This window comes from Bacteroides timonensis (assembly GCF_000513195.1).
Lineage (GTDB): Bacteria > Bacteroidota > Bacteroidia > Bacteroidales > Bacteroidaceae > Bacteroides > Bacteroides timonensis.
On record NZ_CBVI010000037.1, the window covers coordinates 1 to 26,907 of the forward strand.

The 26,907-nt window shown below is 41.5% G+C and carries 26 protein-coding genes and 1 pseudogene; 14 read left to right on the forward strand and 13 right to left on the reverse strand.

Going from position 1 to position 26,907, the window contains the following annotated elements; genetic code table 11:
- Positions 1-172: 172 nt before the first annotated feature.
- The 6 genes from BN161_RS08760 (at position 173) to BN161_RS08785 (ending at position 4,766) form a co-directional block, all read left to right on the forward strand.
- Entirely contained in the window at positions 173-775 is a 603-nt protein-coding gene (locus BN161_RS08760) for a DUF6621 family protein (RefSeq protein WP_044265024.1), read from the forward strand.
- A 50-nt stretch (positions 776-825) separates the two neighbouring features.
- The gene (locus tag BN161_RS08765; RefSeq protein ID WP_044265025.1) at positions 826-1,722 is read left to right on the forward strand and encodes a LysR family transcriptional regulator; all 897 of its coding nucleotides are present in this window, start codon (positions 826-828) and stop codon (positions 1,720-1,722) included.
- Positions 1,723-1,818: 96 nt separating this feature from the next.
- On the forward strand, positions 1,819-2,829 hold the full coding sequence (locus BN161_RS08770; RefSeq protein WP_007213204.1) for a YeiH family protein: 1,011 nt from the start codon (positions 1,819-1,821) through the stop codon (positions 2,827-2,829).
- A 154-nt stretch (positions 2,830-2,983) separates the two neighbouring features.
- Positions 2,984-3,499: an RNA polymerase sigma factor gene (locus BN161_RS08775; protein WP_007213205.1), complete on the forward strand. Its 516-nt coding sequence runs from the start codon at positions 2,984-2,986 to the stop codon at positions 3,497-3,499.
- Positions 3,480-4,007: a hypothetical protein gene (locus tag BN161_RS08780; RefSeq protein WP_007215899.1), complete on the forward strand. Its 528-nt coding sequence runs from the start codon at positions 3,480-3,482 to the stop codon at positions 4,005-4,007. The genes BN161_RS08775 and BN161_RS08780 overlap by 20 nt, the downstream gene beginning before the upstream one ends.
- Positions 4,008-4,013: 6 nt before the next feature.
- Complete coding sequence (locus tag BN161_RS08785; RefSeq protein WP_044265027.1) at positions 4,014-4,766, forward strand: DUF4252 domain-containing protein; 753 nt, start codon at positions 4,014-4,016, stop codon at positions 4,764-4,766.
- An 81-nt stretch (positions 4,767-4,847) separates the two neighbouring features.
- On the opposite strand, the gene recA is transcribed toward BN161_RS08785, so the two are convergent.
- From recA to BN161_RS08800, 3 genes are all read right to left on the reverse strand, one after another.
- The gene (gene recA / locus BN161_RS08790; protein ID WP_044265029.1) at positions 4,848-5,891 is read right to left on the reverse strand and encodes a recombinase RecA; all 1,044 of its coding nucleotides are present in this window, start codon (positions 5,889-5,891) and stop codon (positions 4,848-4,850) included.
- Positions 5,892-5,993: 102 nt separating this feature from the next.
- Positions 5,994-6,440 (reverse strand): thioredoxin-dependent thiol peroxidase, encoded by a 447-nt coding sequence (gene bcp / locus BN161_RS08795; RefSeq protein ID WP_007215901.1) that lies wholly within the window; start codon positions 6,438-6,440, stop codon positions 5,994-5,996.
- A 110-nt stretch (positions 6,441-6,550) separates the two neighbouring features.
- Positions 6,551-7,744 carry a saccharopine dehydrogenase family protein gene (locus BN161_RS08800; protein ID WP_007213211.1) on the reverse strand — a complete coding sequence of 398 codons (1,194 nt, stop codon included), beginning with the start codon at positions 7,742-7,744 and terminating at the stop codon, positions 6,551-6,553.
- 207 nt (positions 7,745-7,951) lie between these two features.
- Here BN161_RS08800 and BN161_RS08805 point away from each other — a divergent pair, with 207 nt between their 5' ends.
- Entirely contained in the window at positions 7,952-8,743 is a 792-nt protein-coding gene (locus BN161_RS08805; protein WP_007213212.1) for an META domain-containing protein, read from the forward strand.
- A 63-nt stretch (positions 8,744-8,806) separates the two neighbouring features.
- Here the strand turns inward: BN161_RS08805 and BN161_RS08810 are convergent, their stop codons facing one another.
- The 4 genes from BN161_RS08810 to BN161_RS08825 form a co-directional block, all read right to left on the reverse strand.
- Positions 8,807-9,133, reverse strand: a complete 327-nt coding sequence (locus BN161_RS08810; protein ID WP_044265033.1) for a DMT family transporter — start codon at positions 9,131-9,133, stop codon at positions 8,807-8,809.
- Positions 9,134-9,204: 71 nt separating this feature from the next.
- Positions 9,205-9,768: a Crp/Fnr family transcriptional regulator gene (locus BN161_RS08815; protein ID WP_044265035.1), complete on the reverse strand. Its 564-nt coding sequence runs from the start codon at positions 9,766-9,768 to the stop codon at positions 9,205-9,207.
- Between the two features lie 238 nt (positions 9,769-10,006).
- The gene (locus BN161_RS08820) at positions 10,007-10,582 is read right to left on the reverse strand and encodes a Crp/Fnr family transcriptional regulator (protein ID WP_044265037.1); all 576 of its coding nucleotides are present in this window, start codon (positions 10,580-10,582) and stop codon (positions 10,007-10,009) included.
- Complete coding sequence (locus BN161_RS08825; RefSeq protein WP_044265039.1) at positions 10,521-11,954, reverse strand: MATE family efflux transporter; 1,434 nt, start codon at positions 11,952-11,954, stop codon at positions 10,521-10,523. The genes BN161_RS08820 and BN161_RS08825 overlap by 62 nt, the downstream gene beginning before the upstream one ends.
- A gap of 135 nt (positions 11,955-12,089) precedes the next feature.
- On the opposite strand from BN161_RS08825, the gene BN161_RS29770 reads away from it, so the two are divergent.
- Complete coding sequence (locus BN161_RS29770) at positions 12,090-12,239, forward strand: hypothetical protein (RefSeq protein ID WP_167332511.1); 150 nt, start codon at positions 12,090-12,092, stop codon at positions 12,237-12,239.
- Positions 12,240-12,266: 27 nt separating this feature from the next.
- Positions 12,267-14,186 (forward strand): molecular chaperone DnaK, encoded by a 1,920-nt coding sequence (gene dnaK, locus BN161_RS08830; RefSeq protein ID WP_044265041.1) that lies wholly within the window; start codon positions 12,267-12,269, stop codon positions 14,184-14,186.
- Between the two features lie 177 nt (positions 14,187-14,363).
- On the opposite strand, the gene BN161_RS08835 is transcribed toward dnaK, so the two are convergent.
- The 5 genes and pseudogenes from BN161_RS08835 to BN161_RS08855 all read right to left on the reverse strand — a co-directional run bounded on the left by BN161_RS08835 (position 14,364) and on the right by BN161_RS08855 (position 20,719).
- Positions 14,364-14,741 carry a (deoxy)nucleoside triphosphate pyrophosphohydrolase gene (locus tag BN161_RS08835; protein ID WP_044265044.1) on the reverse strand — a complete coding sequence of 126 codons (378 nt, stop codon included), beginning with the start codon at positions 14,739-14,741 and terminating at the stop codon, positions 14,364-14,366.
- 4 nt (positions 14,742-14,745) lie between these two features.
- A complete protein-coding gene (locus BN161_RS08840) occupies positions 14,746-18,009 on the reverse strand; it encodes a DUF3427 domain-containing protein (protein WP_125910782.1) in 3,264 nt (1,087 codons plus the stop codon).
- Between the two features lie 19 nt (positions 18,010-18,028).
- Positions 18,029-18,310, reverse strand: a pseudogene (locus BN161_RS30450) (hypothetical protein); the annotation flags it as partial.
- A 48-nt stretch (positions 18,311-18,358) separates the two neighbouring features.
- The gene (locus tag BN161_RS08850) at positions 18,359-19,924 is read right to left on the reverse strand and encodes an RNA-binding domain-containing protein (protein ID WP_044265047.1); all 1,566 of its coding nucleotides are present in this window, start codon (positions 19,922-19,924) and stop codon (positions 18,359-18,361) included.
- Positions 19,925-20,254: 330 nt separating this feature from the next.
- On the reverse strand, positions 20,255-20,719 hold the full coding sequence (locus tag BN161_RS08855; RefSeq protein WP_044265050.1) for an N-acetylmuramoyl-L-alanine amidase: 465 nt from the start codon (positions 20,717-20,719) through the stop codon (positions 20,255-20,257).
- Between the two features lie 263 nt (positions 20,720-20,982).
- Between BN161_RS08855 and BN161_RS08860 the strand changes: the two genes are divergently transcribed.
- From BN161_RS08860 to BN161_RS08880, 5 genes are read left to right on the forward strand one after another with little or no spacing between them, the layout of a single operon-like run.
- On the forward strand, positions 20,983-22,242 hold the full coding sequence (locus BN161_RS08860; protein ID WP_044265052.1) for a carboxypeptidase-like regulatory domain-containing protein: 1,260 nt from the start codon (positions 20,983-20,985) through the stop codon (positions 22,240-22,242).
- A 48-nt stretch (positions 22,243-22,290) separates the two neighbouring features.
- The gene (locus tag BN161_RS08865) at positions 22,291-22,842 is read left to right on the forward strand and encodes an RNA polymerase sigma-70 factor (RefSeq protein WP_044265054.1); all 552 of its coding nucleotides are present in this window, start codon (positions 22,291-22,293) and stop codon (positions 22,840-22,842) included.
- Positions 22,839-23,696 (forward strand): FecR family protein, encoded by an 858-nt coding sequence (locus BN161_RS08870; protein WP_044265057.1) that lies wholly within the window; start codon positions 22,839-22,841, stop codon positions 23,694-23,696. Before BN161_RS08865 ends, BN161_RS08870 begins: the two co-directional genes overlap by 4 nt.
- A 19-nt stretch (positions 23,697-23,715) precedes the next feature.
- On the forward strand, positions 23,716-25,272 hold the full coding sequence (locus BN161_RS08875) for a carboxypeptidase-like regulatory domain-containing protein (protein ID WP_044265058.1): 1,557 nt from the start codon (positions 23,716-23,718) through the stop codon (positions 25,270-25,272).
- A gap of 55 nt (positions 25,273-25,327) precedes the next feature.
- Complete coding sequence (locus BN161_RS08880) at positions 25,328-25,504, forward strand: DUF4250 domain-containing protein (RefSeq protein WP_044265059.1); 177 nt, start codon at positions 25,328-25,330, stop codon at positions 25,502-25,504.
- Between the two features lie 12 nt (positions 25,505-25,516).
- On the opposite strand, the gene BN161_RS08885 is transcribed toward BN161_RS08880, so the two are convergent.
- Positions 25,517-26,614: a DUF4421 domain-containing protein gene (locus BN161_RS08885; protein WP_044265061.1), complete on the reverse strand. Its 1,098-nt coding sequence runs from the start codon at positions 26,612-26,614 to the stop codon at positions 25,517-25,519.
- Between the last annotated feature and the right edge of the window lie 293 nt (positions 26,615-26,907).

A 26,907-nucleotide genomic window follows, 5' to 3' on the forward strand; every position in this document is an offset into this window, starting at 1 on the left:
TTCAGCTCTTTTCAGCGATTATCTTTTTATGAAAGAGCAGTGACGAAATCCCAGAGAATCTTATTTTCTAAGCATTACTAAAATATACTAATGTGTAAATTTTGAGTAAAACTAGTGCAGGGCTGAAAGGAATATTGTATCTTTATCCCTCAAAAATAGAATAGAATAGATTATGGCAGAAAATGTAAAGCTCGCAGAGAATGTGATACTGGTGGACGTAGCATACTTTAATGACGTAGTTAAAGATCTGAAAAGATATTTTGAGTTGCAGTTGGGACGTCCGTTGCAGAATATTTATGTAGAAGAGTGGGCTTCTTATCTGGCACTCGACTCCGGTGTTCGTGATAAGGACAATAACATAGAAGTACTTTTTGTACATGACAGCCAGAGCAATAAGTTGCTTCACTGCGATCCGTCTGATTTGAATAAAGATTTGAACGGGGTAGGCTATACAAATCAGTTAGGTGAGTTTACATTTACTTCTGTATCTTCTGAAGGATTGGTTCCACGGGCAAATCTCTATCTTGATCTGCTGAATATAGCACTTAACTCTGCCGATGTTAAGCGGCTTATGCTGGTTCCGTTTATTGATGATTACGGTGCTAAATTAATGGAAGTTTTGGATGAGCATTTAAGAAATGCTGATATTGAAAACTCAAAAGGATTGTTCCTTTTCAATATGGATGAACCTGCGCATCCCCTTGGTTGCAAATGGGATTTACTGGGTTACTCCATGATGCGTGCATTGGGCATCAAGGCCGAAGAACTGGAATAATGTCTGTTACTTATCACTAATCACTAACCTTTAATTAATCACTAGCTCCCGTGTCTGATTTTCGTTTAAAAGTATTTCAGTCTGTAGCGAAGAACCTGAGTTTCACGAAAGCTTCGCAAGAGTTGTTTGTCAGTCAGCCTGCCATAACAAAGCATATACAAGAGTTGGAAAGCACTTATCAGGCACGTTTGTTTGACAGGCAAGGTAGCAAGATTAGTTTGACTGAAGCGGGAAAGTTACTTTTGGAACATTGTGGCCGCATTCTGGAAGATTATAAGCGATTGGAATATGAGATGCATTTGCTGCATAATGAATATACCGGAGAATTGCGTCTGGGCGCCAGTACTACCATTGCCCAATATGTTTTACCTCCATTGCTTGCCAGCTTCATCAAAAAGTTTCCGCAAGTAAATCTTTCATTGATGAACGGCAATTCACGTGAGATAGAAGCGGCTTTGCAGGAACACCGCATAGATCTTGGGTTAGTGGAAGGTGTTTTCCGTTTACCAAATCTGAAATATACTACTTTTTTGGAGGATGAACTGGTGGCTGTGACACGTACGGGAAGTAAACTACAGGTAGGTGAAGAAATTACTCCCGAAGAGTTGCTTCGTATTCCTTTAGTGCTTCGTGAAAGAGGATCGGGCACCTTGGATGTCTTTGAGAAAGCATTGCAACAGCATAATATAAAGTTATCGTCTCTTCAGGTATTAATGTATTTGGGTAGTACGGAAAGTATCAAACTTTTCCTGGAACATACTGACTGCATGGGAATCGTTTCCATTCGCTCTATCACCCGTGAACTCTATGCCGGACAACTGCGTGTCGTTGAGATAAAAGACATGGTTATGCTTCGTGATTTTAGTTTTGCCCAACCTCAGGGACAGGAGAGCGGGCTTTCCCAGGTCTTTATGCAATTTGCTGCACATCATAACCACAAGTTATAGCGTATAAACAGATACAATTGGTGTATATAGGTAAAGAAGCCTACCTTTGCACCCGGAAATCAGAAATAATATAAATATTGATATACAAAAAAAATTATGGCTTCAATTCAAACTGCGAGTGTAAACACTCTGGCGTATCTTCAACGGAAGAACAAAATTACTTATGTGTCTTTAGTGGTGCTTTTATCAATCTTCTTATTATTGGATTATATCCCCGGCTATTCTACTTGGGTGACACCTCCTGTCGCTTTGTTCCTGGGATTGATTTTTGCTTTGTCAAGCGGGCAGGCACATCCGAAGTTTAATAAGAAAGTATCCAAATATCTTTTGCAGTATTCAGTGGTGGGATTGGGATTCGGTATGAATCTTCAGGCATCTTTAGCCTCGGGTAAAGAAGGAATGGAGTTCACTGTTATTTCAGTAGTGGGCACTATGCTTATCGGTTGGTTCATCGGTCGTAAATTCCTGAAGGTAGACCGTGATACTTCTTACCTCATTAGTTCCGGTACAGCTATCTGTGGTGGTAGTGCTATTGCGGCGGTAGGTCCTGTGTTGCGGGCAAAAGATACGGAAATGTCTGTAGCACTGGGTACTATTTTTATTCTGAATGCTATTGCACTGTTTATCTTTCCGGTAATTGGCCATGCTTTAGATATGAGTCAGCAAGAATTCGGAACATGGGCGGCAATTGCTATACACGATACCAGTTCGGTAGTGGGTGCCGGTGCGGCTTATGGTGAAGAAGCTTTGCAAATTGCTACGACCATTAAATTGACACGTGCCTTGTGGATTATTCCTTTGGCTTTGATTACTTCTTTTGTATTCAAGAGTAAAGGACAGAAGATAAGTATCCCCTGGTTTATTTTCTTCTTTATTCTGGCTATGGTATTCAATACATATGTATTAAATTCATCGGAAACCGGTATTATGATAGGAGAGGGAATTAACAGTCTGGCCAGAAAGACACTGACTATCACTTTGTTCTTTATCGGTGCTTCCCTTTCGCGTGATGTATTGAAGGCAGTGGGTATCAAACCACTTATTCAAGGTGTGTTGTTGTGGGTTACAATTAGCGTAAGCACGCTGGCGTATATTTATTGGTTCTAAAGAAAGCACTTATTAATATAAGGTATGCGGCAGAAGAAAATTTCTTTTGCCGCATTTTTGTATAAAATTCATTTTCTTTGTAACAAACTTCTGTCCCTTTACGTCTAATCAATAGATACAACCAATAAACAGGATTGAGATACAGAAAAAGCCCATGGATGCTGAAAGTTTTAAAAATGAGTTTCTGCCCTACCACCGCAAGCTGTACAGTGTAGCCTATCGGCTGCTTGAGAATGCGGCAGATGCGGAGGACTTGGTTCAGGAAGCCTATCTGAAGCTATGGGATAAGCGGGAAGGATTGATGGTTATCAGCAACCCGGAAGCCTTCAGTGTCACTTTGGTAAAGAATATGTGCTTTGATTTGCTTCGTTCAGGGAAGTATGTCTTATCCAGGCAAACTGTGGAATTGACTGCTGTACAGGATATTTCTCAAGCTGATAATCTGGAGGTACGTGACGAAGTAAGGCAAGTAAAAGATATCATTGCCCACTTGCCCGAACAGCAGCAGCGGATTGTGAACCTGCGTGATGTCAAAGGCTGTTCTTACGAAGAGATAGAACAAGTGACCGGGTTGAACTCTACAAATATCCGTGTACTGCTGTCCCGGGCGAGGAAAAGAATACGTGAGGAATTTAATAAATGGAATAACTATGAAAGTCGAGGAAATTGAAAGGCTGCTCGCCGAGTTTTATGAGGGGAACACTACCGAGAGCCAGGAAGAGGCGTTGAGAGATTATTTCAGAACAACGGAAGTGCCCGAACATCTGCAAAAGGATAAAGAAATTTTTCTTAGCCTTAACCAGGGTGCAGATAGAGATGTGGAAGTTCCTGCGGGCTTGGGGGATAAACTGAGCCGGCTGATTGATGAAAAGGCTGAAGAAGAACAACGTTTCTTCCGACCTAACAAATCCAGACGTAACTGGCGCTGGATTGGGAGTGTTGCAGCAACCATACTGGTAATTATAGGCATCGGATATGGTGTGGAAAATCTGGGAAAAGATGTGTGTCCGCCCACACCGCAGGATACATTCTCTGATCCGGAAGAAGCTTATCAGGTTTTGCAAGCCACTTTGATTGAAGTTTCCACCAATCTGAATCAAGGCATTGCCCAGGTGAAGGAAACGCAAATGGATATGAAAAAAGTGAATCAGGAAGTAAAAAAAGAAATGCAAAGATAAACGATTATGAAACTCAACAAGATTTTATTGGCAGGTGTGCTGCTGATGCTCCCCCTGCTCTGCCAGGCGCAGAAAAATATATTCAATACGTATAATGATATGAAAGGGGTTTCCTCTGTTTATATCTCAAAAGCGATGATTGAAATGAATCCCAATCTTTTCACGAAGGATATCTATATTGGGAAAGTGTCCGGTAAGCTGGAAAGCGTACAGATTGTTTCTACAATGGATAATAATATCAAGAAGGATTTGCGGAAAGATTTGCGTACACTGGTACAGTCGTCCAAATACGAGCTGTTGATGAAGCAGAAGGGGAATGTCTCCAGTTCCGAATTCTATATTAATAGGAAAGGGGATAAGGTGAAGGAACTGATTATGATTATAGACGGTGCTGCTAACTTGAAGTTCGTTTATCTGGAAGGAGAAATGACTTTGAAAGATATTCAGAATATCATGATGTATCAAAATACCAGTATGAATGCGGGAGGGAATGTTTACCGCATTGACGGCAATATTGACCTGGCGAATGCTAGCAATTGGGAGGATTTAAAAAGACTGGAGGGCTTGCGAGGGTTGGAAGGATTGAAAAGTCTGGAAAGCTTGAAGAGCCTGGAAAGTTTAAAAGGATTGAAAAGTTTGAAAGACTTAAGTAAACTAAAAGATAGCGAATATCTGAAGGAACAGATGGATGCCGATACCTGGAAACGTTTTGAGAAAAGCATGGAGATGCTGGAAGAGCGTTTGGAAAACCTGGAATAGGGTATCCTGCTGATAGGTGTAAATAGTTTGTTGAAAAGGGGAACCGATTTCGGTTCCCCTTTATTATGAAAGAAAGTTTGCTTACTTGTCTTTCTTTAATGCTTCGAAAATCAGTCCTTCCAGTTCCTCGGCCAGTTCCGGATTATCAAGGATGACCTGTTTGGCTGCATCACGTCCCTGGGCAATTTTTGTGTCGTTGTAGCTGAACCAGGAGCCGCTTTTCTTGATGATACCTAAGTCGGCACCCAAGTCGATGATTTCACCGGCACGGGAGATTCCTTCACCGAACATGATGTCGAATTCCGCGCGGCGGAAGGGAGGAGCTACTTTATTCTTTACAACCTTTACTTTGGTCTGCTTGCCCAGCACTTCTTCACCATTTTTGATGGCCTGGCTTCCGCGGATGTCGATACGTACGGATGCATAGAATTTCAGTGCATTACCACCGGTCGTTGTTTCGGGATTGCCGAACATGACACCGATCTTCTCGCGCAACTGGTTGATGAAGATGCAGGTGGTACGCGTTTTGCTGACGGTACCGGTCAGTTTACGCAATGCTTGCGACATTAGACGGGCTTGCAGACCCACCTTGTTTTCGCCCATATCACCTTCTATTTCGGCTTTTGGAGTTAAGGCGGCCACAGAGTCGATAACAATGATGTCGATAGCTGAGGAGCGAATCAGCTGTTCTGCAATTTCCAATGCTTGTTCACCGTTGTCCGGTTGGGAAATGAAGAGATTATCTACATCTACACCCAGTTTGGCAGCATAGAAACGATCGAATGCATGCTCAGCATCAATGAATGCCGCAATGCCACCGGCCTTTTGTGCTTCGGCAATGGCGTGGATGGCCAGAGTTGTTTTACCGGATGATTCCGGACCGTAAATTTCGATGATACGTCCACGCGGATAACCGCCGACGCCAAGCGCTACGTTCAGTCCGATAGAGCCAGTGGGGATTACTTCTACTTGTTCGACGATGCCGTCGCCCATTTTCATGATAGAACCTTTGCCGAAGCTCTTTTCTATCTTGTCCATAGCGGCTTGCAGGGCTTTCAACTTTTCGCTGGATGCCATCTTGCCGCCATTTTCGTTATCAAAATTAAGTTCGTCTTTCTTTGCCATATTGCTTACTGTTATTAAAGTTGACGAGTTGACCAGGCATTAGTTGACAAGGAATGACCTTGCTATCTCCTTGTCAACTCGTTAACTAATTTCCTTGTGTACTTATAATATTTGTGCGGCGTGGTCTTTGGTTTTCACCTCCTTGGGAGTGATGATTCTCTCTATCACTCCTTCTTCATTGATAATGAAAGTGGTGCGGAAGGTTCCCATATATTTACGTCCGTACATACTTTTTTCTCCCCAAACACCGAATTGCTCCACGAGTTTCTTATCCGTATCTGCAATTAGCGGGAAAGGTAAGTTGTTTTTCTCAATAAATTTTTGGTGCGACTTTTCATTATCTACACTTACGCCAATTACTTCGTAGCCGGCCTTGCGTAATTCTGAATAATTATCGCGCAGGTTGCAGGCTTGTGCCGTACATCCTGAAGTCATATCTTTGGGATAGAAATAAAGAACTATCTTCTTTCCTTTATAATCGCTGAGGCGGATTTCTTCGCCTTTTTCATTGATGCCCAATACTTCGGGCGCTTTATCTCCAACTTGCATAATCTATAATTAAATTAAAAATGAAGAATTAAGAATGAAGAATTTCCTTTCGGTATGCTTTCACCGCGCAGCTAAATTCTTCATTCTTCATTTTTAGTTCTTCATTTAGTTTATACTTCCAAATCTTTATCAAACACTTCATGCCAAGGCAATCCCTGTTTGTTCAACTGTTCCATGAACGGGTCCGGATTAAACTCTTCCACATTCCATACTCCCGGTTTCTTCCACAATCCTTTGAGGAACATCATGGCACCTATCATGGCGGGAACTCCTGTTGTATAGCTTACACCCTGCATACCTGTTTCCTTATAGGCTTCCTGGTGGCTACAATTATTGTAAACGTAGTAGGTGCGTTCTTTACCGTCTTTCAATCCCCGGATACGGCAGCCAATGGAAGTTTCTCCTTCATAATTTTCACCCAGATCCTGCGGGTTAGGCAATACGGCTTTCAGGAATTGCAGCGGAACGATTTTTACCCCGTTGTAATCTACTTCATCGATACGAGCCATACCGATGTTCTGGATTACTCGCAGGTGAGTCAGGTATTCCTGACCGAAAGTCATCCAGAAACGTGCACGCTTGATGGTAGGGAAGTTTTTCACCAAAGATTCCAATTCTTCGTGATATAACAGATAGGAATCACGTGGTCCGATATTCGGATAAGTCAGGTCCTTATGGATTTCCAACGGTTGGGTAGTTACCCATTGGCCATTCTCATAGTAACGTCCGTTCTGTGTGATTTCACGAATATTGATTTCCGGATTGAAGTTCGTTGCAAATGCCTTATGATGATTACCTGCGTTGCAATCTACGATATCCAGATATTGCATTTCATCGAAATAATGTTTGGCAGCATATGCAGTATAAATACCACTTACCCCCGGATCGAAACCGCAACCAAGGATGGCGGTCAGTCCGGCATCCTCAAAACGTTTCTTATATGCCCATTGCCAGCTGTATTCAAAGTGAGCCACATCTTTCGGCTCATAGTTGGCAGTGTCCAGATAGTTGACTCCGCTTTTAAGACAAGCTTCCATAATGGTAAGATCCTGATAGGGAAGTGCTACGTTTATGACGATTTCGGGTTTGAAGCTATTAAAGAGAGCAACCAGTTCATCCACATTGTCGGCATCTACCTGTGCGGTTTGGATGTTGGGGTTACCGATTGCTTTTACGATAGCGTCGCATTTGGACTTTGTGCGGCTGGCAATCATGATCTCAGTGAATACATCCGGATTTTGAGCCACCTTGTGCGCAACGACGGTACCTACACCGCCTGCACCGATAATAAGAACTTTACCCATTTCTTTTAATAACAAATTACGAGTTACAAATTATAAACTATCCTTCTTTTTTATTGGTGAGCAAATATAGGATTTAATTCGCAGATAAACATTAAAATCCTACTAAATACTTTTTATAAAAAGCTTCTATTTCTAAACAAACCGCTTGTATTTGGGTTATTTTGTATATATTTGCCCCGCGAAAATTAACTTAAACAACGAATAACAATGAAGAAAGTAATCGTTTCTCTTTGTATGGCAGGAGCTTTGATAGCTCTGTCATCTTGTCGCTCTTCCAAAGATGCTGCGACATTGTCTTCCATCAATGGTGAATGGAATATTATTGAAATAAACGGTGCTGCCGTAGTGCCTGCTCCCAATCAGGAATTCCCTTTTATAGGTTTTGATACGAATACCGGAAAAGTATTTGGTAACAGCGGTTGTAACCGTATGATGGGTTCGTTTGATGTGAACGCTAAACCCGGTACAATTGATCTCGGAGCTATGGCAAGTACGCGTATGGCTTGTCCGGATATGACGCTGGAACAAAACGTGTTGTCTGCTTTGGGACAAGTGAAGAAGTATAAAAAGTTAGGCAAGGAGAACATCGCTTTGTGCGGTTCATCCAATCGTCCTATTATTGTATTACAAAAGAAAGCTCCTACAGTGAAACTATCAGATTTGAGTGGTAAGTGGATTATTTCCGAAGCCGGTGGTCAGTCCATTCCCGAAGGTATGGAGAAACAACCGTTTATTGAGTTCAATCTTTCTGAAAAGAGAATACACGGCAATGCCGGTTGTAATCTTATTAATGGCGGATTTGTTGCAGACAACGAGAACAGCTCTGCAATTTCTTTCCCGCAACTCATTAGCACTATGATGGCTTGTCCGGATATGGAAGTAGAAGGCCGTGTGATGAAAGCACTGAATGAAGTGAAGTCTTTCGGTAAACTGGCCGGTGGTGGCATCGGACTTTATGATGCGGATAATACACTGGTGATGGTACTGGTAAAGAAGTAATCCGAATAATCCAGAATATAGAAAAACAGGATGCCAATATCAATTGGTATCCTGTTTTTTGCTTTAATGAGATACTACTTTCAAACCGATAATTGAACCTATCAGCGTTACAATAAAAAATAACCTCCATATAGTAGCAGGTTCCTTGAAGATCAGTATACCCGCCAATACGGTTCCTACCGCACCTATTCCTGACCATACAGCATAAGCCGTACCAATAGGCAGGGCTTGCGTTGCCTTTATCAGCAAAAACATGCTGATACTCATAGAAATAATGAAACCGGTGAACCACCAGTACATTTCACTACCGGTTGTTTCTTTAACCTTGCCCATGCACGATGTAAACGCTACTTCGAACAATCCGGCCACAATCAAATATATCCAACTCATAACTTTTATTTTATGTGTGCAAAGTTCATGAATTGGTTTGACTTCTTATTTAACAAATGATAAAAAGTGATTTATCTGAATTTAGCCCGAATACGGCTTAAGCTGACTTGTGTAATACCAAGATAGGAAGCAATATAGCCTAATTGTACTCTTTGCAAAAGATCCGGAGTATGATTCATCAGGTCTCTATAACGTTCCAGGGATGTCTTGAACTGTCGGCCGATAAACCTTTCTTCTGTTTTGAGCAATTCCTTTTCTGCAAATTCTCTTCCCCAGTTGGCGATGTGTATATCCTTGCTGAATAATTCATGTAAGGCTTGTTTCCTTACTTCATATAGTTCACATTCTTCCAAAAGTTCTATATTCTCATAGCCTCTTTGGTTGGATACATAGCTTTTCATGGATACCACCGTATCGCCTTCGCGTCCGAACCAGAATGTTATTTCATTGTCGGCTAACTCAGTATAGGCACGTACAATGCCTTTCTTGATGAAGTATACTTTGGTCTCTACCTTGTCCGCCCTGAATAGGATATGCCCTTTGGGGTGAGTGACTTCAGAGATGATCTCCTTCAGTGCATTCCTTGACGGCTCCGGCAGCTTGCCTATATTATCGATAATCTGATCTAAATCCATATTGAGTATTGTATTATGTATCTTTATTTATGGCATTTGCACGGTGTTATCTCCGTACTGTCTCCGTATCATCTCCATGCTATCTTCGTATCACCTCCGTATCTGCTCCGTACCATCTCCATAGTCATAGGTATAGGCTTGGTACGGAGGTGGTACGGAGCAGATACGGAGCAGATATGGAGATGACAGATTGCGAAGTTGCAGATTCCGAATAAGGAAATGGATGTCTTGGGATGATTTATTTCCTTCTCTTCAGCCCTGCCCGTATTCTGCTCAAAGACTGTGGTGTAATATATAAATACGATGCTAAATGTTTTAACGGAACATATTGCAACAGTTCCGGATTCTCTTCCATTAGGGTCAGATAACGCTCTTTGGCACTTGGAGTACCGTATGCCAATGTGTAGCTATCAATGAATAAAATTTCCTGTTCAAAGATTTTTCGACCAAAGTTGGATAACTCTATAGAACTATTGAAGAGTTCTTCTAAATCCGGTTTGGCAATACCATAGGCAATACTTTCATTCACAGATTCAATATTCACTTGTGAGACTTCATTATTGGCATAACCCCAGGAGGAAAAAGCTATTTCTCCTGTTCCGGCAAACCAAAGGGAACTTTCAGTACCGTCTATCATATAATAAGCACGCCAAATACCCTTTTTCAAGATGTAGAAGTTACTGTTACGTTCTCCTTCTTTCACAATGGATTCCCCTTTACCGAAATGATATTCTGTCATGTGTGACAAAAGTTCATGCAGGCTTTTTTCCGGGAGTCTGTATCTTTGGCAGAATTTCTTTATCATCATTTCCATGCTGCAAAGATACTATATTTTTTTTGTGCTTTCTTTTTGCTTTTATATAAATAGTAAGTATGAAAAGGGTGGTCAGTAGCTCAGCCAGAGGGGTTGCCAACCAGATACCCGGATTACCAAAGAGTAGGGGGAGTCCGAAGAAGCACGCTGTCAGCAGGACGAAACCACGCAACAGGGTAATGATAGTGGCATAACGAGCCCGTTCCACACTTTGAAAATATCCGATGGAAACGATATTGACAGCGAAGAAAATAAAGCCGGTAGCATATAGAGGAAGTCCTTTGCTGGCTATTTCATAGGCCGGATAACTGCGGTCGATGAACATGGAAACAATCTCCGAACTGAAGAAGATGGTGACCAGAGCGAAGACAGTACCACAGCCGATGGCTGTTTTCAGCGCCAATAAATAGGCACGACGTACACGGGTTTCTTCATGAAGTCCGTGATTGTAGCTGATAATGGGTTGAGCGGATTGTGCAATGGCGTTGTACACCATAAATATGATAGGGAAGAAGTAACATGCAATGCTGAATGCAGCTACACCTTCTTCTTGCAAATAGTGTATAAACACAATGTTTCCGACAAACATCATGCAGGCAATTGCTACTTCACACAGAAAAGCAGAAGACCCTAGCCGGCACATATAACCTATATTACGACGAGTCAGTCGCATACTTTTGCGAGTGAATTTTACGGGGTAAAAGCGTAGAGCGCATTTGCGGCGGGAGAGGTAGATGATTATCATCAATGCCCCCACCGTAGTACCGATGGCGCTGGCAATAGCTGCACCGAACATGCCCCAACCGAAAGGAAAGATGAACAGGTAATCGAGAATGATATTCAAGATGGCAGCTACTACGTTGCACATCATGGCAAAGTTGGGTGATCCGTCCAGACGCAGGAAGAACATTCCTGAGTTAAGCAGGGCGGTAAACACCGAGAACGGGACAAACCATACCATATATTCTACAGCCAGTGGAGTCAAACGCTCGGAACCGCCCAAAAGATGTACTACCTGTGGGGCGAACGAACAGAATAGCGTGGAGGTACCTATCAACAACAATGAAGATACAACTATAGACTGAGTAATATTGATGCGGGCAGCTTTTACTTTTCCATGTGACAAGTGGATGGAGGCTACAACAGATGCTCCTACACCAAACATCAGTCCGATGCCCGTAGAGAATAACCATAATGGCGCCACTATATTTACTGCTGCAAGTGCATCACTGCCAATACCTTTTCCTACGAATATTCCATCCGTAATGACAAATAATGCGGAAAATATCATTCCCAGTACAGTAGGGAGTAATAATTTGCGGAACAATGCCGCAATGTCTGTGTTTTTAAAATCAATGCTATCTCTTTCCATAATTATATTTAGTTACGAGCTACAAGCTACGAGTTACGAGTGGCTGCGCTATGATGCCGAAAGGCACTCATAGCTTGTACTCTCTGCTTTTTCGTTGGCAAAATTACTGCTTTTATGTGGGAGGGCGATTAACAAATGGTAATTTTCGACAGAAAAACAAAGAAGATTTCTGCCAAACTGACAGCCTTTCTGCCAACCTATAAAATTACAACCTCCCTGAACATTTTGGCACGACGTTTGTCTTTTTATTGGCGTCTGCTGCTGATGCAGGCGACCGAAACTTGAATAATAACAAATAAAATATTAAAGATCATGGGAAAAATTATTGGTATTGACTTAGGAACTACAAACTCTTGCGTTGCCGTATTTGAAGGTAACGAACCTGTAGTAATTGCAAACAGTGAAGGAAAACGTACTACTCCGTCTATCGTAGCATTCGTTGACGGTGGTGAGCGTAAAGTGGGTGACCCTGCAAAACGTCAGGCTATCACGAACCCGACAAGAACCGTATCTTCAATCAAACGTTTCATGGGTGAAACTTGGGATCAGGTACAGAAAGAAGTTGCCCGTATGCCATATAAGGTTGTAAAGGGTGATAACAACATGCCGCGTGTAGATATCGACGGACGTCTGTATACTCCGCAGGAAATTTCAGCTATGATTCTTCAGAAAATGAAGAAGACCGCTGAGGACTATTTGGGACAAGAAATTACGGAAGCAGTTATTACTGTTCCGGCTTACTTCTCCGATTCTCAACGTCAGGCTACAAAAGAAGCCGGTCAGATTGCCGGTCTGGAAGTGAAGCGTATCGTAAACGAACCGACAGCTGCTGCTTTGGCTTACGGTATCGATAAAGCGAACAAAGATATGAAGGTTGCCGTATTCGACCTTGGTGGTGGTACATTCGATATCTCTATCCTGGAATTCGGTGGCGGTGTATTCGAAGTATTGTCAACAAACGGTGATACTCACCTTGGTGGTGATGACTTCGACCAGGTAATCATCACTTGGTTGGTAGATGAATTCAAGAATGACGAAGGCGCTGACCTGACTCAGGATCCGATGGCTATGCAACGTCTGAAGGAAGCTGCTGAAAAAGCTAAGATTGAATTGTCTTCTTCTACAAGTACTGAAATCAATTTGCCGTACATTATGCCGGTAGGTGGTGTGCCTAAGCACTTGGTGAAGACTTTGACTCGTGCTAAGTTCGAAGCTCTGGCTCACACTTTGATTCAGGCTTGTCTGGAACCGTGTAAGAAGGCTATGTCTGATGCTGGTTTGAGCAACTCGGATATTAATGAAGTAATCCTTGTAGGTGGTTCTTCACGTATACCGGCCGTACAGAAACTGGTTGAAGATTTCTTCGGTAAAGCTCCTTCTAAGGGTGTAAATCCGGATGAAGTAGTAGCTGTAGGTGCTGCTGTACAAGGTGCTGTATTGACGGATGAAATCAAGGGTGTGGTATTGCTGGATGTTACTCCGCTGTCTATGGGTATCGAAACTCTGGGTGGTGTAATGACTAAGCTGATTGATGCTAACACTACTATTCCGTGCAAGAAGAGCGAAACATTCTCTACTGCTGCTGATAACCAGAGCGAAGTAACGATCCACGTATTGCAAGGCGAGCGTCCGATGGCTGCTCAGAATAAGTCGATCGGTCAGTTTAACCTGTCAGGTATTGCTCCGGCTCGTCGTGGTGTTCCTCAGATTGAGGTAACGTTCGATATTGATGCTAATGGTATCTTGAAGGTGTCTGCCAAGGATAAGGCTACCGGTAAGGAACAAGCCATTCGTATCGAGGCTTCCAGCGGTTTGAGCAAAGAAGAAATCGATAAGATGAAAGCTGAGGCTGAAGCTAATGCAGAAGCTGATAAGAAAGAGCGTGAAAAGATTGACAAGCTGAATCAGGCTGACTCAATGATCTTCACTACTGAAAATCAGTTGAAGGAATTGGGCGACAAGTTGCCGGCTGATAAGAAAGCTCCGATTGAAGCTGCTTTGCAGAAACTGAAAGATGCTCATAAAGCACAGGATTTGGCTGCTGTTGATACTGCTATGGCAGAATTGAATACTGCATTCCAGGCTGCAAGTGCTGAAATGTATGCACAAAGTGGTGCTCAAGGTGGTGCACAGGCTGGTCCTGATATGAATGCCGGACAAGCTGGCGGTGCTCAGGATAGCGGTAAGCATGGTGATAATGTGCAGGATGCAGATTTTGAAGAAGTGAAGTGATTCCGATAAGGATACAGATAATAAACAATAAGCAAAAGCGTGCAGCTCAATGAGTTGCACGCTTTTTGCGTTTATGGGGTTCATGGTTGCTATGTGTTTTCTATGGGCTTTTTTATCTCTTATTTCAAATTGCTTTGCTGTACAATTACAAGATTGTTAACTATAAACTTACTCTATCTATTTTAATATTGGAAGAATTTGTAAATCAGCAGGCAGCCATTTTACATTATCTAATTCTTCTTTTGAAAGCCAACATGCAGCTTTATGCTCGTTTAGACTCCAAACATCTGTTAATAGAGAGCAAAAATAGCAGTGCATTGTAAGGTGGAATGAGGGATAGTCATATTCCACAGTATATAGAAAATTATTCACGCTTATATCTGCTGATAGCTCTTCACGAATTTCACGTATCAATGCAGTCTCGGGAGTTTCTGTAGCCTCTATTTTTCCGCCAGGAAATTCCCACCAATCTTTCCATTCTCCATATCCTCTTTGCGTGGCAAGAATCTTGTCTCCCTTAGAGATGATGGCAGCAACAACTTCTATTTTCTTCATAATATTATGCAATTTCCTTCATTCTTGCAAAAAGCATTACACTACCAGGAATTGGTTCAATCATATTCCACACTATTTGCATCTGCTTTCGAGTACCTAAGTTTTTGTACTCCCATTTATTCAGTGTAACACGTCCCAAATAGACATATCCCATTGTGCGTGATTTGTCTTCCGCAAAGTTTTTCTGTTCGCGAATGAACAAAAGCATTGTTCGCGTTTGGTTGATATATGCTTTTCCTTCATTGGATTCTGGTTTCACACGATTCTGTGTATCCCATTGAAACAAGTAGGGAGAAAGTGCTTTGTCGTCATAATCTGTTGTAGATCCTTCTTCGCGATTTTTAATAATATCGACAAACATCGCTTCCAATTTCAATTTTTTGTTGCGTTCTACTCCTTCGCGAGATGGAGATTTTCTTTCAAGTGTAGATGTTCCTATGGCTACTTGAATTTGAGCTTTTGTATATACTCCATGTAATTTCAATGGGAAATTAGGCAACATTGAATTATCCGTTTTTTCATATGCTTTGTTTCTTTGAAGTAGCAGTGTTATTATTTCTTTAAGTTCTATACAGAGGTAATGGTCGGTTGCAAGTTCATCCACCATTTTCTGAAGATTGTTAAAATATCCTGCATTTTCAAACAAATCATAATAGAACATTAACAGACGTTTTTGGTCGACAGGAGTTAGCATATCCACCTTTACCTTAAAATCTTTCTGCACCAGATTCTTAATAAAACTTAGATAGCTATACGAATCTGTAGCTAACCATTTACGAAGTACGGCACGGCGTAGTTCAGCATTGAATCGGGATTGTTGATGCTCTATTCCAGTCTCACATAAAAGTTGATTCCATGTCCTGTCACGATATAATTTATTTAAGGGAATCTGATATATCCTGATAAAATTGGTAAGTGTAAGCGGTACAGAATGATGTCTCTCAAAATTTTGTACTAATGCAATGATATGTTGTGTAGTAAATCGTTTTATTGCCCCCTTGATGTTTCTTATAATATATTCCTTGGCCTTTGGCTCAAGTGAAATTTTACATCCTAAGGGTAAATGGGGACAGTTGCGTTCCATTTCTTCCTCAACACTCATTGATGTTCGCCCGATTATCGCACGCATGCGGTTTGTGTAATTGAACTCGGAACGACAGTTTCCAATATAATCAAAAATATCCACATGAGTCTTTCCTTCTGCCTTACGCAGACCGCGCCCGAACTGTTGAATAAACACAGTGAGACTCTCTGTTGGACGAAGGAATAAAATGGTATCTACTTCAGGAATATCTACTCCCTCATTGAACATATCTACTACAAACAAGTAATTGATCTTCTTGTTCTTTAATCTCTTGTATAGTATTGCACGCATCTGAGCATTTTCGCTAGTCAGTACATCTGCTTTCAATCCACATAGCGTAAATTTTGCTGCCATATATTTGGCATGTTCCTGGTCAACACAGAAGCATAATGCTCTAACATTACTGATATTGGATATAGTTAGGTATGTTTCTAGAGATTTCAATATAACACCAGTACGAGCATCATTATATGTATATATACGCGAGAGCTCTGATGCAACATATTGCCCCCTGTTCCATGTCACTTCTGAATAGTCCACTGAATCCGTTATTCCGTAATAATGGAACGGGGCTAATAGTCCCTTATTCAATGCATCGTCAAGGCGAATTTCCGCAGATATAGTTCCATCAAACTCCTGTGTAATATCATAACCATCCATTCGCTCTGGTGTTGCAGTCAATCCTAAGAGTATCTTTGGTTTGAAATAATCTATAATTTTTCGATAAGAGCCTGCAGCTACGTGGTGTACTTCGTCAATGACAATATAGTCATAATAGTCTTCTGGTAGATACAAATCATCCAAGCGATTGTTTAACGTATCCTTGGAAGCAAACACATGTTCATAATTGGTTGGTTCTTTGCCTCCATACCATTTCTCACCAAAGTTGTAATCACAAAGCACTTGTTGGAATGTCCGTATACTTTGTCTGAGGATTTCTTCACGATGGGCCACAAACAACAAACGTGCACGTTCGTGGCTATTAGCAAATATCTTATAATCGCTTGCCGCTATCACTGTCTTACCTGTACCTGTTGCAGCTATTACAAGATTCCGCCAGTGCCCTCTCACTTCGCGCTCCATCTGTAAGTTTTCCAATATTTCTTGTTGGTAGTCAAACGGACGTATCAATTGAAGTACATTAAAGTCAATTTCGTTATCCGAATTTTCGTCAAGGGCAGCTTTTAGTCGTATATCATCTTCACCATTTACAAAAGTATCATAACCTTCAGCCCACCATGAAGCATCAAAAGCTCCCATGATGGTTTTCATCATACGAGGTTGTTCCATTTGAGTTACTTTAACGTTCCACTCTGCACCTGTATCAAGAGCCTGCTCAGACATATTTGACGAGCCTATATAGGCTGTATTGAAACCAGTTTCACGCAGAAAAACATAAGCTTTTGCATGTAGGCGCTCTGATGTTTCGTCGTAAGTTATTTTGATTTCAGTATTCTTTAGGGCTGCTAACTGCTTTACTGCTTCAAAATCAGTAGCCTTCATGTAAGTAGTAGTTATTACCTTTAGCAAACCTCCTCTGTAGGTAAATTCCTTCAGTTGTGGTAGTAGTAATGCAAGACCACGTTTTTTGATGAACGATACCATCAGGCGGATTTCGTTAGCGGAACATATTTCCTTCTGTAGTTCTGTATACAATTTGACGCCTTTGCCAGTAAATAGTTCTCCATTTACGAGCCCCTTAATAGGCATTATCTCTTTTAACCGTTTAGCTAAATTGGGATAATCAGACTGCGTCTTGTCGATAACTGCTGTTAGAATCTTGGCTTGCGCCGACACAAAATTTCCTGATTCTAAATGAAAATCTTTTACCAGTTTACCAATAATGGCATTGGTCAAATCAATGCTTTTTTTTAAGGCGTGTGTTTTTGCAGCTTCTTCATTTTCCTCTATGTCAGTAACTGTCTCAACCACATCCATTAGCATTTGTTCGAAGATGCCACTTAGGTGCATAGAGAGCATTTTTGCTACTTCATTCTTTTCAATAGTTCGTTCCCCTATATAGAAACGAGTTTGGTCAATTGAAGAAATTTTCTTTTCAAACAATTGATTGATAATTTGCTCGTATATTCCTAATTTCATCAGCATTGTCTTTGTTTTTTGTTTTAACACTTCAAGAGTAAATCTCAGATTTCTAAATTGATATTTTTCTAAAATATATATCAAAAAACAACTTTATATTGAATTATATTTTAATACGAATCCCAATAAGCTTACTTGGAATTGTTATTTTTTCCCTTCTATCCCTTACCTTTTCTAATCCTGGCACCGTTTCTGCTAATGCACTTTCTCCTGCAGGAAAATAGAGAGGAAAAACTTGATATGAGAAGCTCACAATATCATTGCGTTTCTTGCCTATATTGAAAAAAGCAGAGCAAACAAAGTACATAAGTTCTTGCTGGCTGCATGTATCTTGGGGCTGAATTCTTATTGAGGGCAGAAGTACTAAGTCATGTTCTGTGAAAGCGGGACGGCTATTATGGCACAGAGTGGTTCGAAAGGTATTCTCATATGCTTATTTTTTAGTTTGAGGATTAATAACAATGCGCCAATATCCACCAAAATCCGCACCTTCACGAGACAATATACCCATAGAACGCAACTTTGCGATTTGCTTTTCTACGGCACGAGAGCTTATGCCTATTTTATAAGCCATAGTTTCGGCTGATATAGAAGGGTCAGAAATGACGAAATCGATAATTTTCTGTGCAGTTTTATTTATGTTCTTAGGTTTATCCGAAGCCTCTCCGAACCTTCTCTCCGAACTTTTAGAGACCTCTCCGAACCTCTTCTCCGAACTATTGTCGTTTACACCGAAGGTTTTCACCGAACTTTCTTGTTTTTCACCGAACTTTTCTTCATTTATAGGATACTTTTCGAGAGTACTATTTACTCTGTTGGCTACTTCTTCCACAGGGATTTTACCATTCTTGCTCCAATTCAGATTATAAAAAGTCGTGAAGAAAGAAGATGCTTCTGTTTTGTAATGTGGCTCTTTGCCAAACAGAAAGTTCGGTAGTTTCTCTGTTAGTTCACGCATCTTACGTAGACCAGAACCGCGTTTTTCCATATAGTCAAGCTGGGTAAACATATCGGCAATGACCGGATTGCGGCGTAAAGAAGGAACGCTGTATATGTCTCTGTCCTGAATTTGCGTACCGTCAAGCATCGCACCGGGTGACACTAATTCTACTCGGTCGTCATAAATGCCGATATGTACCTCACCGCCCATTATTGTGTAATCTCTATGAATAAGATGGTTTACCAATCCTTCAAAGATAGCACGGTCGGAATAATCGGGTAGGTTAAGGCGATAGTTTGGCATTTTTACCCATCCGCTCATGGTGTAATTCTTGATAAAGTCCATCCCATATTTTAAGAGTAATACAAGGTTGGCCCGATGTTCTACGGAACTGATAGCATCATCCTTATGTAGTCCAGTCCAACGGGTACAGAAGATACGTGATTGGAATACGGTGCAATTATCTACAAATAGCAATCCGGCATTGGTAAGTTTACCGTCTGATGTGACCAAGCCGAATGATTCCAAATATTTGTCGTTCCATTCCTGATGGGTTTGCTCACGGAAAGTATTGGCAAGGATAACGAAAGAATGCTTGCTGGCATCCACTTGAGTAGGAAGTGAATCCCATGTCATGTGTGTTCCTTTCAATACTAACGAAAGGAGTTGTTGCGAATTACATTCTACACTTTCATTGCCGACTCGTACATATGCGGTACGTGTTCCGTCTTGATAGTAGTAATAAGGCGTCAGCGTTCCAGTTTTCACTTTTACTTCAAGCATGGTACGTCCTTCATATTCTATCGGGATAAGCTGTATTTCCGGTACAGGATCAAGCCTCGCCTTGATTGTTTCGCTGATAAAGTCGGCATCGGCTTGCAGGTTTTCCAAACCTACAATTATTCCGTCATCGTTTACTCCATAGAATAAACTACCACCATCCGTATTGGCAAAAGCCGACACGGATTTGAGCCATGACTTCACTTTTTTGCGCTCCAACATTTCCTTGAAATCGTAAGCTGAGCATTCAGCTATCAATGTATTGTTATGTATCTGCATCGTTTTCTTATTGTTGTTCGGGTATATCACCCCAATATCATTTACAAAGGTAAGGATAAAACCGAAGAATCTGTTAAAGTCGTCGCTTTCTTTTGATTCTTATGCGCTTACATCCCGTTGTTTATGAATAAAAATCGTACTTTTGTGGGCAAGGATTGTTGTTGCTTATAAATGCTTATTTTCGAGTTTGCATTATATTTGCAACACGTGTACGCAAGTCGTTGACAGATATATCATGCAGATTTTGAGGAAGTGAAGTAAATAGACTGTCATATTAAAAAAAGAGTCGTAAATCAATGATTTACGACTCTTTTTTGCTTTAGGTTTCTTCTAGCCATTGCTATAGCGTAAGCAATGATATTCAGTCGCTGCGTCGAAGCAAGGACATTCTTTCAGCCATGCTTCCGGTTCTATTAATGAATGGTTATCCATAATTTGAGGTAAATCACGATGCCCGCAAATATGACAGTTCGGATAATCAATAAGGAGCGTTTTGAGTAAAACAATCATGGAGTGCTTTTGCCATTGAGTGCGTGTATCTTTGGGAAGTCCGTGCCGGTTAAGACCACCTTCGTAACATATAGCGATGCTGTCAAGATTATGCCCTTGGGCATGAGCTCCGGGTTTTCGAACAGAACGTGTACTCTTAATATTTCCGTCTCTCCGAATGTAATAATGATAACCGATACCATTTAGTCCACGCTGGCGGTGCGACTTTTCCAATTCAATTTCCGTTAATGTTTCATTCTCCTTTGTTGCGGAGCAATGAATAACTATCAGATGAACAGTTCTCATAGCTGTTAAACGTTTTGAAGGTGAATAGTTTGTTTATTAATCACATGAGAACAATAGAAAGAGATCAAGGTTCATATTAACAGTTACTTCTTTCCCCTTTTTGTATTCTTTTATAATAAATCTGACGACAAAATAACTGTTCGAAATATTTTAAGCCGGAAACATTTTCCTCACTTTTTCTTCCAAAACCGATAGGGTTTTTCATTTCTGAGCGATCTTAGTAGTAGAAAACGAGAATTGTTCACCTTTAAAATCATACGAAGATGAAAAAGTTAGCTAGTATTGCAGTTGGGTGGTTGATGGCATTTTTGCTGTTGGGTATTTCACCTTTATGGGCACAGGAAGAAGCCGGGAACTATTTCACTATTACAGGAATAGTGAAAAATAAGGATAATAAGAGAAAACTGGAGAATGTGAATGTGTCTGTTCCCGGTACGAACATCGGAACCGTTACGAATGCGGATGGTGTGTTCTCTCTGAAGATAAAGGACACGGAGACTATTCTGGGATTGGAGGTTTCACATATTGGGTATTTGAATTCTCAAGTTTCTCTGAAGGATAAGGAAGATGTATCTGATCTCACTATCTGGATGCTGCCGGCTCCTAATCTACTGAGTGAGATTGTTGTCTTTGGCAATAATGCCCGAGGGCTTGTGGAAGAGGCGATTAAAAAAATTCCGGTGAACTATTCGGCTGACAAGAATTTGCTGACTGCATTTTATCGGGAGACAGTACAGAAAAGGCGACGCTATATCAGTGTATCGGAGGCTGTGATAGATGTGTCTAAAACTGCGTACAGCGACCGGGAACCATCGAATGATAGAGTGCAACTACAAAAAGGACGTCGCCTGCTGAGCCCGAAAACTAGTGATACACTGGCGGTAAAAGTGGTGGGCGGACCTAATCTTTCTATTTATCTGGATATTGTGAAGAACGGAGATGCATTGTTGAGCATGGAAAATCTGAATTATTATGATTTTCATATTGAGGAACCTGTGAATCTGGATAATCGTATGCAATATGTAGTCAGTTTTCGCCCCAGAGTCAGTCTGATGTATGCGTTGTTTTACGGAAAACTCTATATTGATTTTGAGAAACTGGCATTCACCCGTGCGGAATTTTCTCTGGATATGCAAAACAGGGTGAAGGCGGTGGAAGCTATTCTTCATAAGAAGCCTCTCGGATTACGTTTCAGGCCACAGGAAGTTTCCTATCTGGTGACGTATAAGGAACAGAATGGAAAAACTTATCTGAATTACATACGGAATGAAATCCGTTTCAAGTGCGACTGGAAAAAGCGTTTATTCTCTTCCAGCTATACCGTATTTTCCGAAATGGTGGTAACAGATAGAAAGAGCGACTTTGCAGCCATTCCTAGCAAGAAAGCTTTCAAAGAAAAACAAGTGTTCTATGATTTGGTAGATGAATATTGGAATGAGGATTTCTGGAAGACATACAATATTATTGAGCCTACAGAGTCTTTGGAACATGCTGTGAATAAATTGAAAAAGCAATCCCGTTAGATTTCAGATAGTTTTCTTATATTTGGAGACCAACAATAATTCCGGAGTATGCTGAATGAGCTGTTCATACTGACTAAAATAAAAGAGGGCGATATAAAGGCGTTTGAGGAAATCTTCCGTCGTTACTATTCCCCTCTTTGCTGGTATGCCGCAGGTATTACGGGAGAGATGGAAGCTGCTGAGGAAATTGTGGAAGAATTGTTCTATGCGTTTTGGAAGGACCGGGAACATTTGCAGATATTCCAGTCCGTAAAAAGCTATTTATATAAAGCTGTACGAAATGCAGCACTCCAGTTTTGCGAGCATAAGGAAGTCAAGGAACGGTATCGCGAATATGTACTGGCGGGAAATGCTGCGGAACAGGATTCTGATCCTCACCGGCAGTTGGAGTATGAAGAGTTACAGGGACTGATCCGTCATACTCTCGATAAATTGCCTGTACGCAGGCTCCGGATATTTGAAATGCATCGTATGGAAGGAAAGAAATATGCGGAGATAGCTTCTTCATTATCTCTGTCCGTCAAGACGGTAGAGGCTGAGATGACGAAAGCGCTGCGAACCTTACGAAATGAAATTGATAATTATATTCTAACGAAATGATTGAAGTGAATAAAAATAGGACGAAGACGGATGAGGCATGGGAACGGTTGTATGCCCGTTTGGATGAAGATAACCTGCTCGCCGGAGCAGGGCGGGGCGGGGCAGTGTACCGCAAACTTCTCTTGAAATGGGGAGCATTGGCGGCGGCCGTAATTGCCGGTTTTGTCTATCTGGCATCTGCGTTGTGGTTTGTTCCGGGAGGAGAGATTGAAAGCCTCAATCTGGTGACGCAAGAAAATCGTGAAGCATCCATGTTGGTTACCACGCTCGAAGACGGTTCTGTAGTATATCTGGCACAGGAGAGCACGCTGAAGTATCCCGAACATTTTGCTACGGACAAGCGGGAAGTGAACTTACAGGGAGAAGCTTTCTTTGATGTAGCAAAGAAACATGAACAAACTTTTCTGATTGAAACGGAAAAGGTACAGATAGAAGTGTTGGGTACAGCTTTCAATGTCCGTAGTCATGGAGATGACTCTTTCCGGCTCTCCGTGCAGCGGGGCAGAGTGAAGGTCTCGCTAAAGCAAGGCGGACAAAGTATACTGGTAAATGCAGGGGAAACCGTTACCTTGCAAGCACGGCAGTTGCAACTGAGTGAGACAGGAGATTCTGATGAGTTCAGACAATATACAAAGAATATACGCTTCAAGGACGAATGCCTGGAAGATATTCTGCGAGTGGTAAATGCCGAGGCTTCCGCTTTGCAGATACGGACTGCATCACCGGTTCTGAGTAAACGGAAGCTGACCATTGAATTTGAGAATAATTCCCCCGAAACAGTAGCGGAACTTATTTGCTGGGCGCTGAGTTTGAAATGTTCACGTGAAGGTGATAAACTGATTTTATCCGAATGATAACTTAACTATATAAATCATGAAACTTCATCGTTTCTTCATAAATTTTCTGAGCCTGCTTCTCATTACCTGTGGTATGAGGGCGGACGGAGGAGATGTGTTGGAACGTATTATCCGGTTACCCGGGATGAAAGGAACGGTATATTCCCTGTTGAGCAAAGTGTCGGAACAATCCGGCTATCTTTTTGTATATGACAGTAAGGTGGTGAATAATGACATTGAAGTTAGGACAAAAAAGAAAAACTGTACGGTCCGGCAGGCCATCTATGAAATTGTGGGCGACCGGACATTAGAACTGAAAGTGATAGGAAATCACATCTTGATTTTGCCTCCTGCGGAGAAGGTAGTACGGAAGCGGAAAGTCTCGGAAGAGGTACCTTTACCAACCTATTTCACCATTACCGGCCTTTTGCGGGATAAAGAAACGGGTGATCCCATTGTGAGTGCGTCGGTCATTCTTCAAGGAACTTCAATAGGTAATATTACAAATAAGAACGGGGAGTTCAGGCTTAACCTGCCTGACTCCCTGAAAAATGGCAAGCTTTCTTTTTCCCATTTAGGATATGTTGCACAAAGTATTGAAGCATCTACGCTGATTGGCCGGGACAATGTGTTGAGCTTGGAACCTAAAATTGTTCCTTTGCAAGAAGTGTTGATACGGTTGGTGGAACCCAAGAAACTATTGCGTGAAATGGTAAATCAGCGCGGGGAAAACTATTCATTGAATCCCGCTTATCTAACTACGTTCTATCGGGAGGGGGTACAGTTGAAAAATAAATTCCAGAGCTTGACGGAAGCTGTTTTCAAAGTTTATAAATCTTCTTTGCCGGAGATTAACGTATCCGATCAGGTGAAGCTGCTAAAGATGAGTAAGATTGATAACCGGGAGAGTACAGACAGTCTGGTTGCTAAGATCAGGGCCGGTATTCAGGCTTGTTTGCAGTTGGATATAATGAAAGACCTGCCGGATTTTCTGTCGGTTGATGCGGAAGATAATCCGTATATGTATACCTCCGGTGACATTACATTCATAGATGACCGTTGCGTCAATGTGGTTTATTTTGAGCAGAAGCGGAGTGTCAGGTCGCCTCTTTATTGTGGGGCGTTGTATATTGACTCTGAGAACAGCGCTTTGGTGCAGGCCCGCATTGAGATAAATCCCAAGTATATCAAGGAGGCTACACGTATCTTTGTTGTCAGGCAGGCGCCAAAGATAAATCTGACGACACAGAAGGTGGTATATACTATTTCGTATAAACCGTGGAAAGGTACTTATTATATCCATCATATCCGTGGTGACCTGTACTTCAAGATGAAGCGGAAACGTTTTTTCTTTAGCAACCCTACTTTGCATACTTGGTTCGAGATGGTGACTTGTCTGGTGGATACGGAGAATGTAACCCGCTTCTCCCGAGCTGAAAGATTGCCTCCCCGTACCGTACTTGCAGATGAAGAGTTTAAGTATGATGAACATTTCTGGGAGGACTTCAACGTTATTCCACTGGAGGAAGAACTCAGCAGAATTATAGAGAAAGTAGCGTTAAAGATAGAAAAAATAGATCATCAGGAGGAATAAGATAATCCGGATAATTGTAATTTTGCAGTCGGAATCAATAAGTATTAGTAGAAAGATGGAATTGCCTAAAGACCCGATGATGCTTTTCAGCTTCATCAATACGAAATTGCGTGATTGTTATTCTTCATTGGATGAACTCTGTGATGATATGAATGTCAATAAAGAGATGATTGTAGGACTGTTGCAGTCAGCCGGATTTGAATATAGCGCAGAACATAATAAGTTCTGGTAATCTGCAGATAGATTATTTTTTCTTCCGGTGCTCTTTCTTCAGATAGAAGTTGAATCCGGCATATATTTGCAACGTCCCGAATCCATTGTTCAGGGAGAAGTTATCCCGGTAATAATCGTATGTCCTGCCCAGAAAGGAAGTACCTACAAAATATTTGCTGTTATTGTATACAACGCCCGCCCGTAATATAAAATCAATATTGAAGTTCTTGTACCAGTCGCTGGGCTCTTCTGTATCTTTCTCTATGCGCGACGTCTTATAAGCAACAGCTGGACTTAGCGACAGGCATGCCAGACAGTTACGGGCAAATACCCAGTTATAGGCATATCCGAAATTGAGGCTGATATTGGTATATTTTATGTGTCTGACCTTCATTCCGGGACTCATCGTTTCCTGAATGATTTCGGGCAGCTTGGCATAATCAAACTTCAAATTATGCGTAGATACGGAAAGGCCGGCTGTGAGTGTACCTGCATTCCGACGTTGGTTTGTGGACTGGCTGAAAGCTGCCGGATAAGAGAAATGCCGGTTATTGAAGATATAATATAAGTTGAATCCTTTCATATTTACTTTCAGACCGTTGAAGTCTTCTGAATAATTAGAAGGAACACGGTCGGAAAAACCTGTTACTTTATGGATCTTGTAATCGTTACCTGTGCGACGATAGAAAATATCCACTCCTAACTTTGAGCTGTAAAGGCTGAGGTCAAATTCTGTCCCTCTGTTTTTCCCACTTTTCTTTCCAAGGAGCCCGTCCGTATCTACTGACCATCCTAAAAATATCCAGCGCCAACCAAAGTAAGCCCCTATCTTGTTGCGAGGGTTGGGGGTGAAGCGGAGCCGTTGGGGCTCGGGGACGGCGGTACCTACGGAGTAATATTCGTAGTTTGTGAAATGATCGAGCATCAAGGCATAGTTGTATCGGTTGGGGCTTATATAAGTTGTGTCGAAGTCATTGAAGTTGAGGAACTTCTTTATAGCCTTCATGAAGGCCCCCTGATGCTTTTCGGTACTAAGGCTATCGTGTGCGGTAGAACTTTCCTCCTCGTTTTGCGCAAACAAAGAGAAGGGCAACAATATCCACAGGCAGAAGATAAGTCTTTTCAGCATCAATCTTATTTCTTAATTAATAGTTCGAGTCTCTATGCTATAAACAACGCAAAAAGAAAAAGTGCAATTGTTCTATTTGCGAATTTAACAGTTCTTTTGCATATATCCAATAATATGGAGGGATTGTTTCATTCCTTTCTTTTCGGTTATGAATAAAATGTACTATCTCAATTCCCCTCCTCCCGGGAGGAGGGGTGCCCAACGGGCGGGGTGGTAGGTGAGAAATAATTCCTTAATATTCTTATTAATAGGTATTTATTATTTTACCCACCACCTCCCCCCGTTGGGGTACT

Bases quoted from the DNA above. Each gene is read 5' to 3' on its own strand.
- BN161_RS08760 (WP_044265024.1), top strand. From the start codon at position 173: ATGGCAGAAAATGTAAAGCTCGCAGAGAATGTGATACTGGTGGACGTA.
- BN161_RS08770 (WP_007213204.1), top strand. From the start codon at position 1,819: ATGGCTTCAATTCAAACTGCGAGTGTAAACACTCTGGCGTATCTTCAA.
- BN161_RS08775 (WP_007213205.1), top strand. From the start codon at position 2,984: ATGGATGCTGAAAGTTTTAAAAATGAGTTTCTGCCCTACCACCGCAAG.
- BN161_RS08780 (WP_007215899.1), top strand. From the start codon at position 3,480: ATGAAAGTCGAGGAAATTGAAAGGCTGCTCGCCGAGTTTTATGAGGGG.
- BN161_RS08785 (WP_044265027.1), top strand. From the start codon at position 4,014: ATGAAACTCAACAAGATTTTATTGGCAGGTGTGCTGCTGATGCTCCCC.
- recA (WP_044265029.1), bottom strand. From the start codon at position 5,891: ATGGCAAAGAAAGACGAACTTAATTTTGATAACGAAAATGGCGGCAAG.
- bcp (WP_007215901.1), bottom strand. From the start codon at position 6,440: ATGCAAGTTGGAGATAAAGCGCCCGAAGTATTGGGCATCAATGAAAAA.
- BN161_RS08800 (WP_007213211.1), bottom strand. From the start codon at position 7,744: ATGGGTAAAGTTCTTATTATCGGTGCAGGCGGTGTAGGTACCGTCGTT.
- BN161_RS08805 (WP_007213212.1), top strand. From the start codon at position 7,952: ATGAAGAAAGTAATCGTTTCTCTTTGTATGGCAGGAGCTTTGATAGCT.
- BN161_RS08810 (WP_044265033.1), bottom strand. From the start codon at position 9,133: ATGAGTTGGATATATTTGATTGTGGCCGGATTGTTCGAAGTAGCGTTT.
- BN161_RS08815 (WP_044265035.1), bottom strand. From the start codon at position 9,768: ATGGATTTAGATCAGATTATCGATAATATAGGCAAGCTGCCGGAGCCG.
- BN161_RS08820 (WP_044265037.1), bottom strand. From the start codon at position 10,582: ATGGAAATGATGATAAAGAAATTCTGCCAAAGATACAGACTCCCGGAA.
- BN161_RS08825 (WP_044265039.1), bottom strand. From the start codon at position 11,954: ATGGAAAGAGATAGCATTGATTTTAAAAACACAGACATTGCGGCATTG.
- BN161_RS29770 (WP_167332511.1), top strand. From the start codon at position 12,090: ATGGTAATTTTCGACAGAAAAACAAAGAAGATTTCTGCCAAACTGACA.
- dnaK (WP_044265041.1), top strand. From the start codon at position 12,267: ATGGGAAAAATTATTGGTATTGACTTAGGAACTACAAACTCTTGCGTT.
- BN161_RS08835 (WP_044265044.1), bottom strand. From the start codon at position 14,741: ATGAAGAAAATAGAAGTTGTTGCTGCCATCATCTCTAAGGGAGACAAG.
- BN161_RS08850 (WP_044265047.1), bottom strand. From the start codon at position 19,924: ATGCAGATACATAACAATACATTGATAGCTGAATGCTCAGCTTACGAT.
- BN161_RS08855 (WP_044265050.1), bottom strand. From the start codon at position 20,719: ATGAGAACTGTTCATCTGATAGTTATTCATTGCTCCGCAACAAAGGAG.
- BN161_RS08860 (WP_044265052.1), top strand. From the start codon at position 20,983: ATGAAAAAGTTAGCTAGTATTGCAGTTGGGTGGTTGATGGCATTTTTG.
- BN161_RS08865 (WP_044265054.1), top strand. From the start codon at position 22,291: ATGCTGAATGAGCTGTTCATACTGACTAAAATAAAAGAGGGCGATATA.
- BN161_RS08870 (WP_044265057.1), top strand. From the start codon at position 22,839: ATGATTGAAGTGAATAAAAATAGGACGAAGACGGATGAGGCATGGGAA.
- BN161_RS08875 (WP_044265058.1), top strand. From the start codon at position 23,716: ATGAAACTTCATCGTTTCTTCATAAATTTTCTGAGCCTGCTTCTCATT.
- BN161_RS08880 (WP_044265059.1), top strand. From the start codon at position 25,328: ATGGAATTGCCTAAAGACCCGATGATGCTTTTCAGCTTCATCAATACG.
- BN161_RS08885 (WP_044265061.1), bottom strand. From the start codon at position 26,614: ATGCTGAAAAGACTTATCTTCTGCCTGTGGATATTGTTGCCCTTCTCT.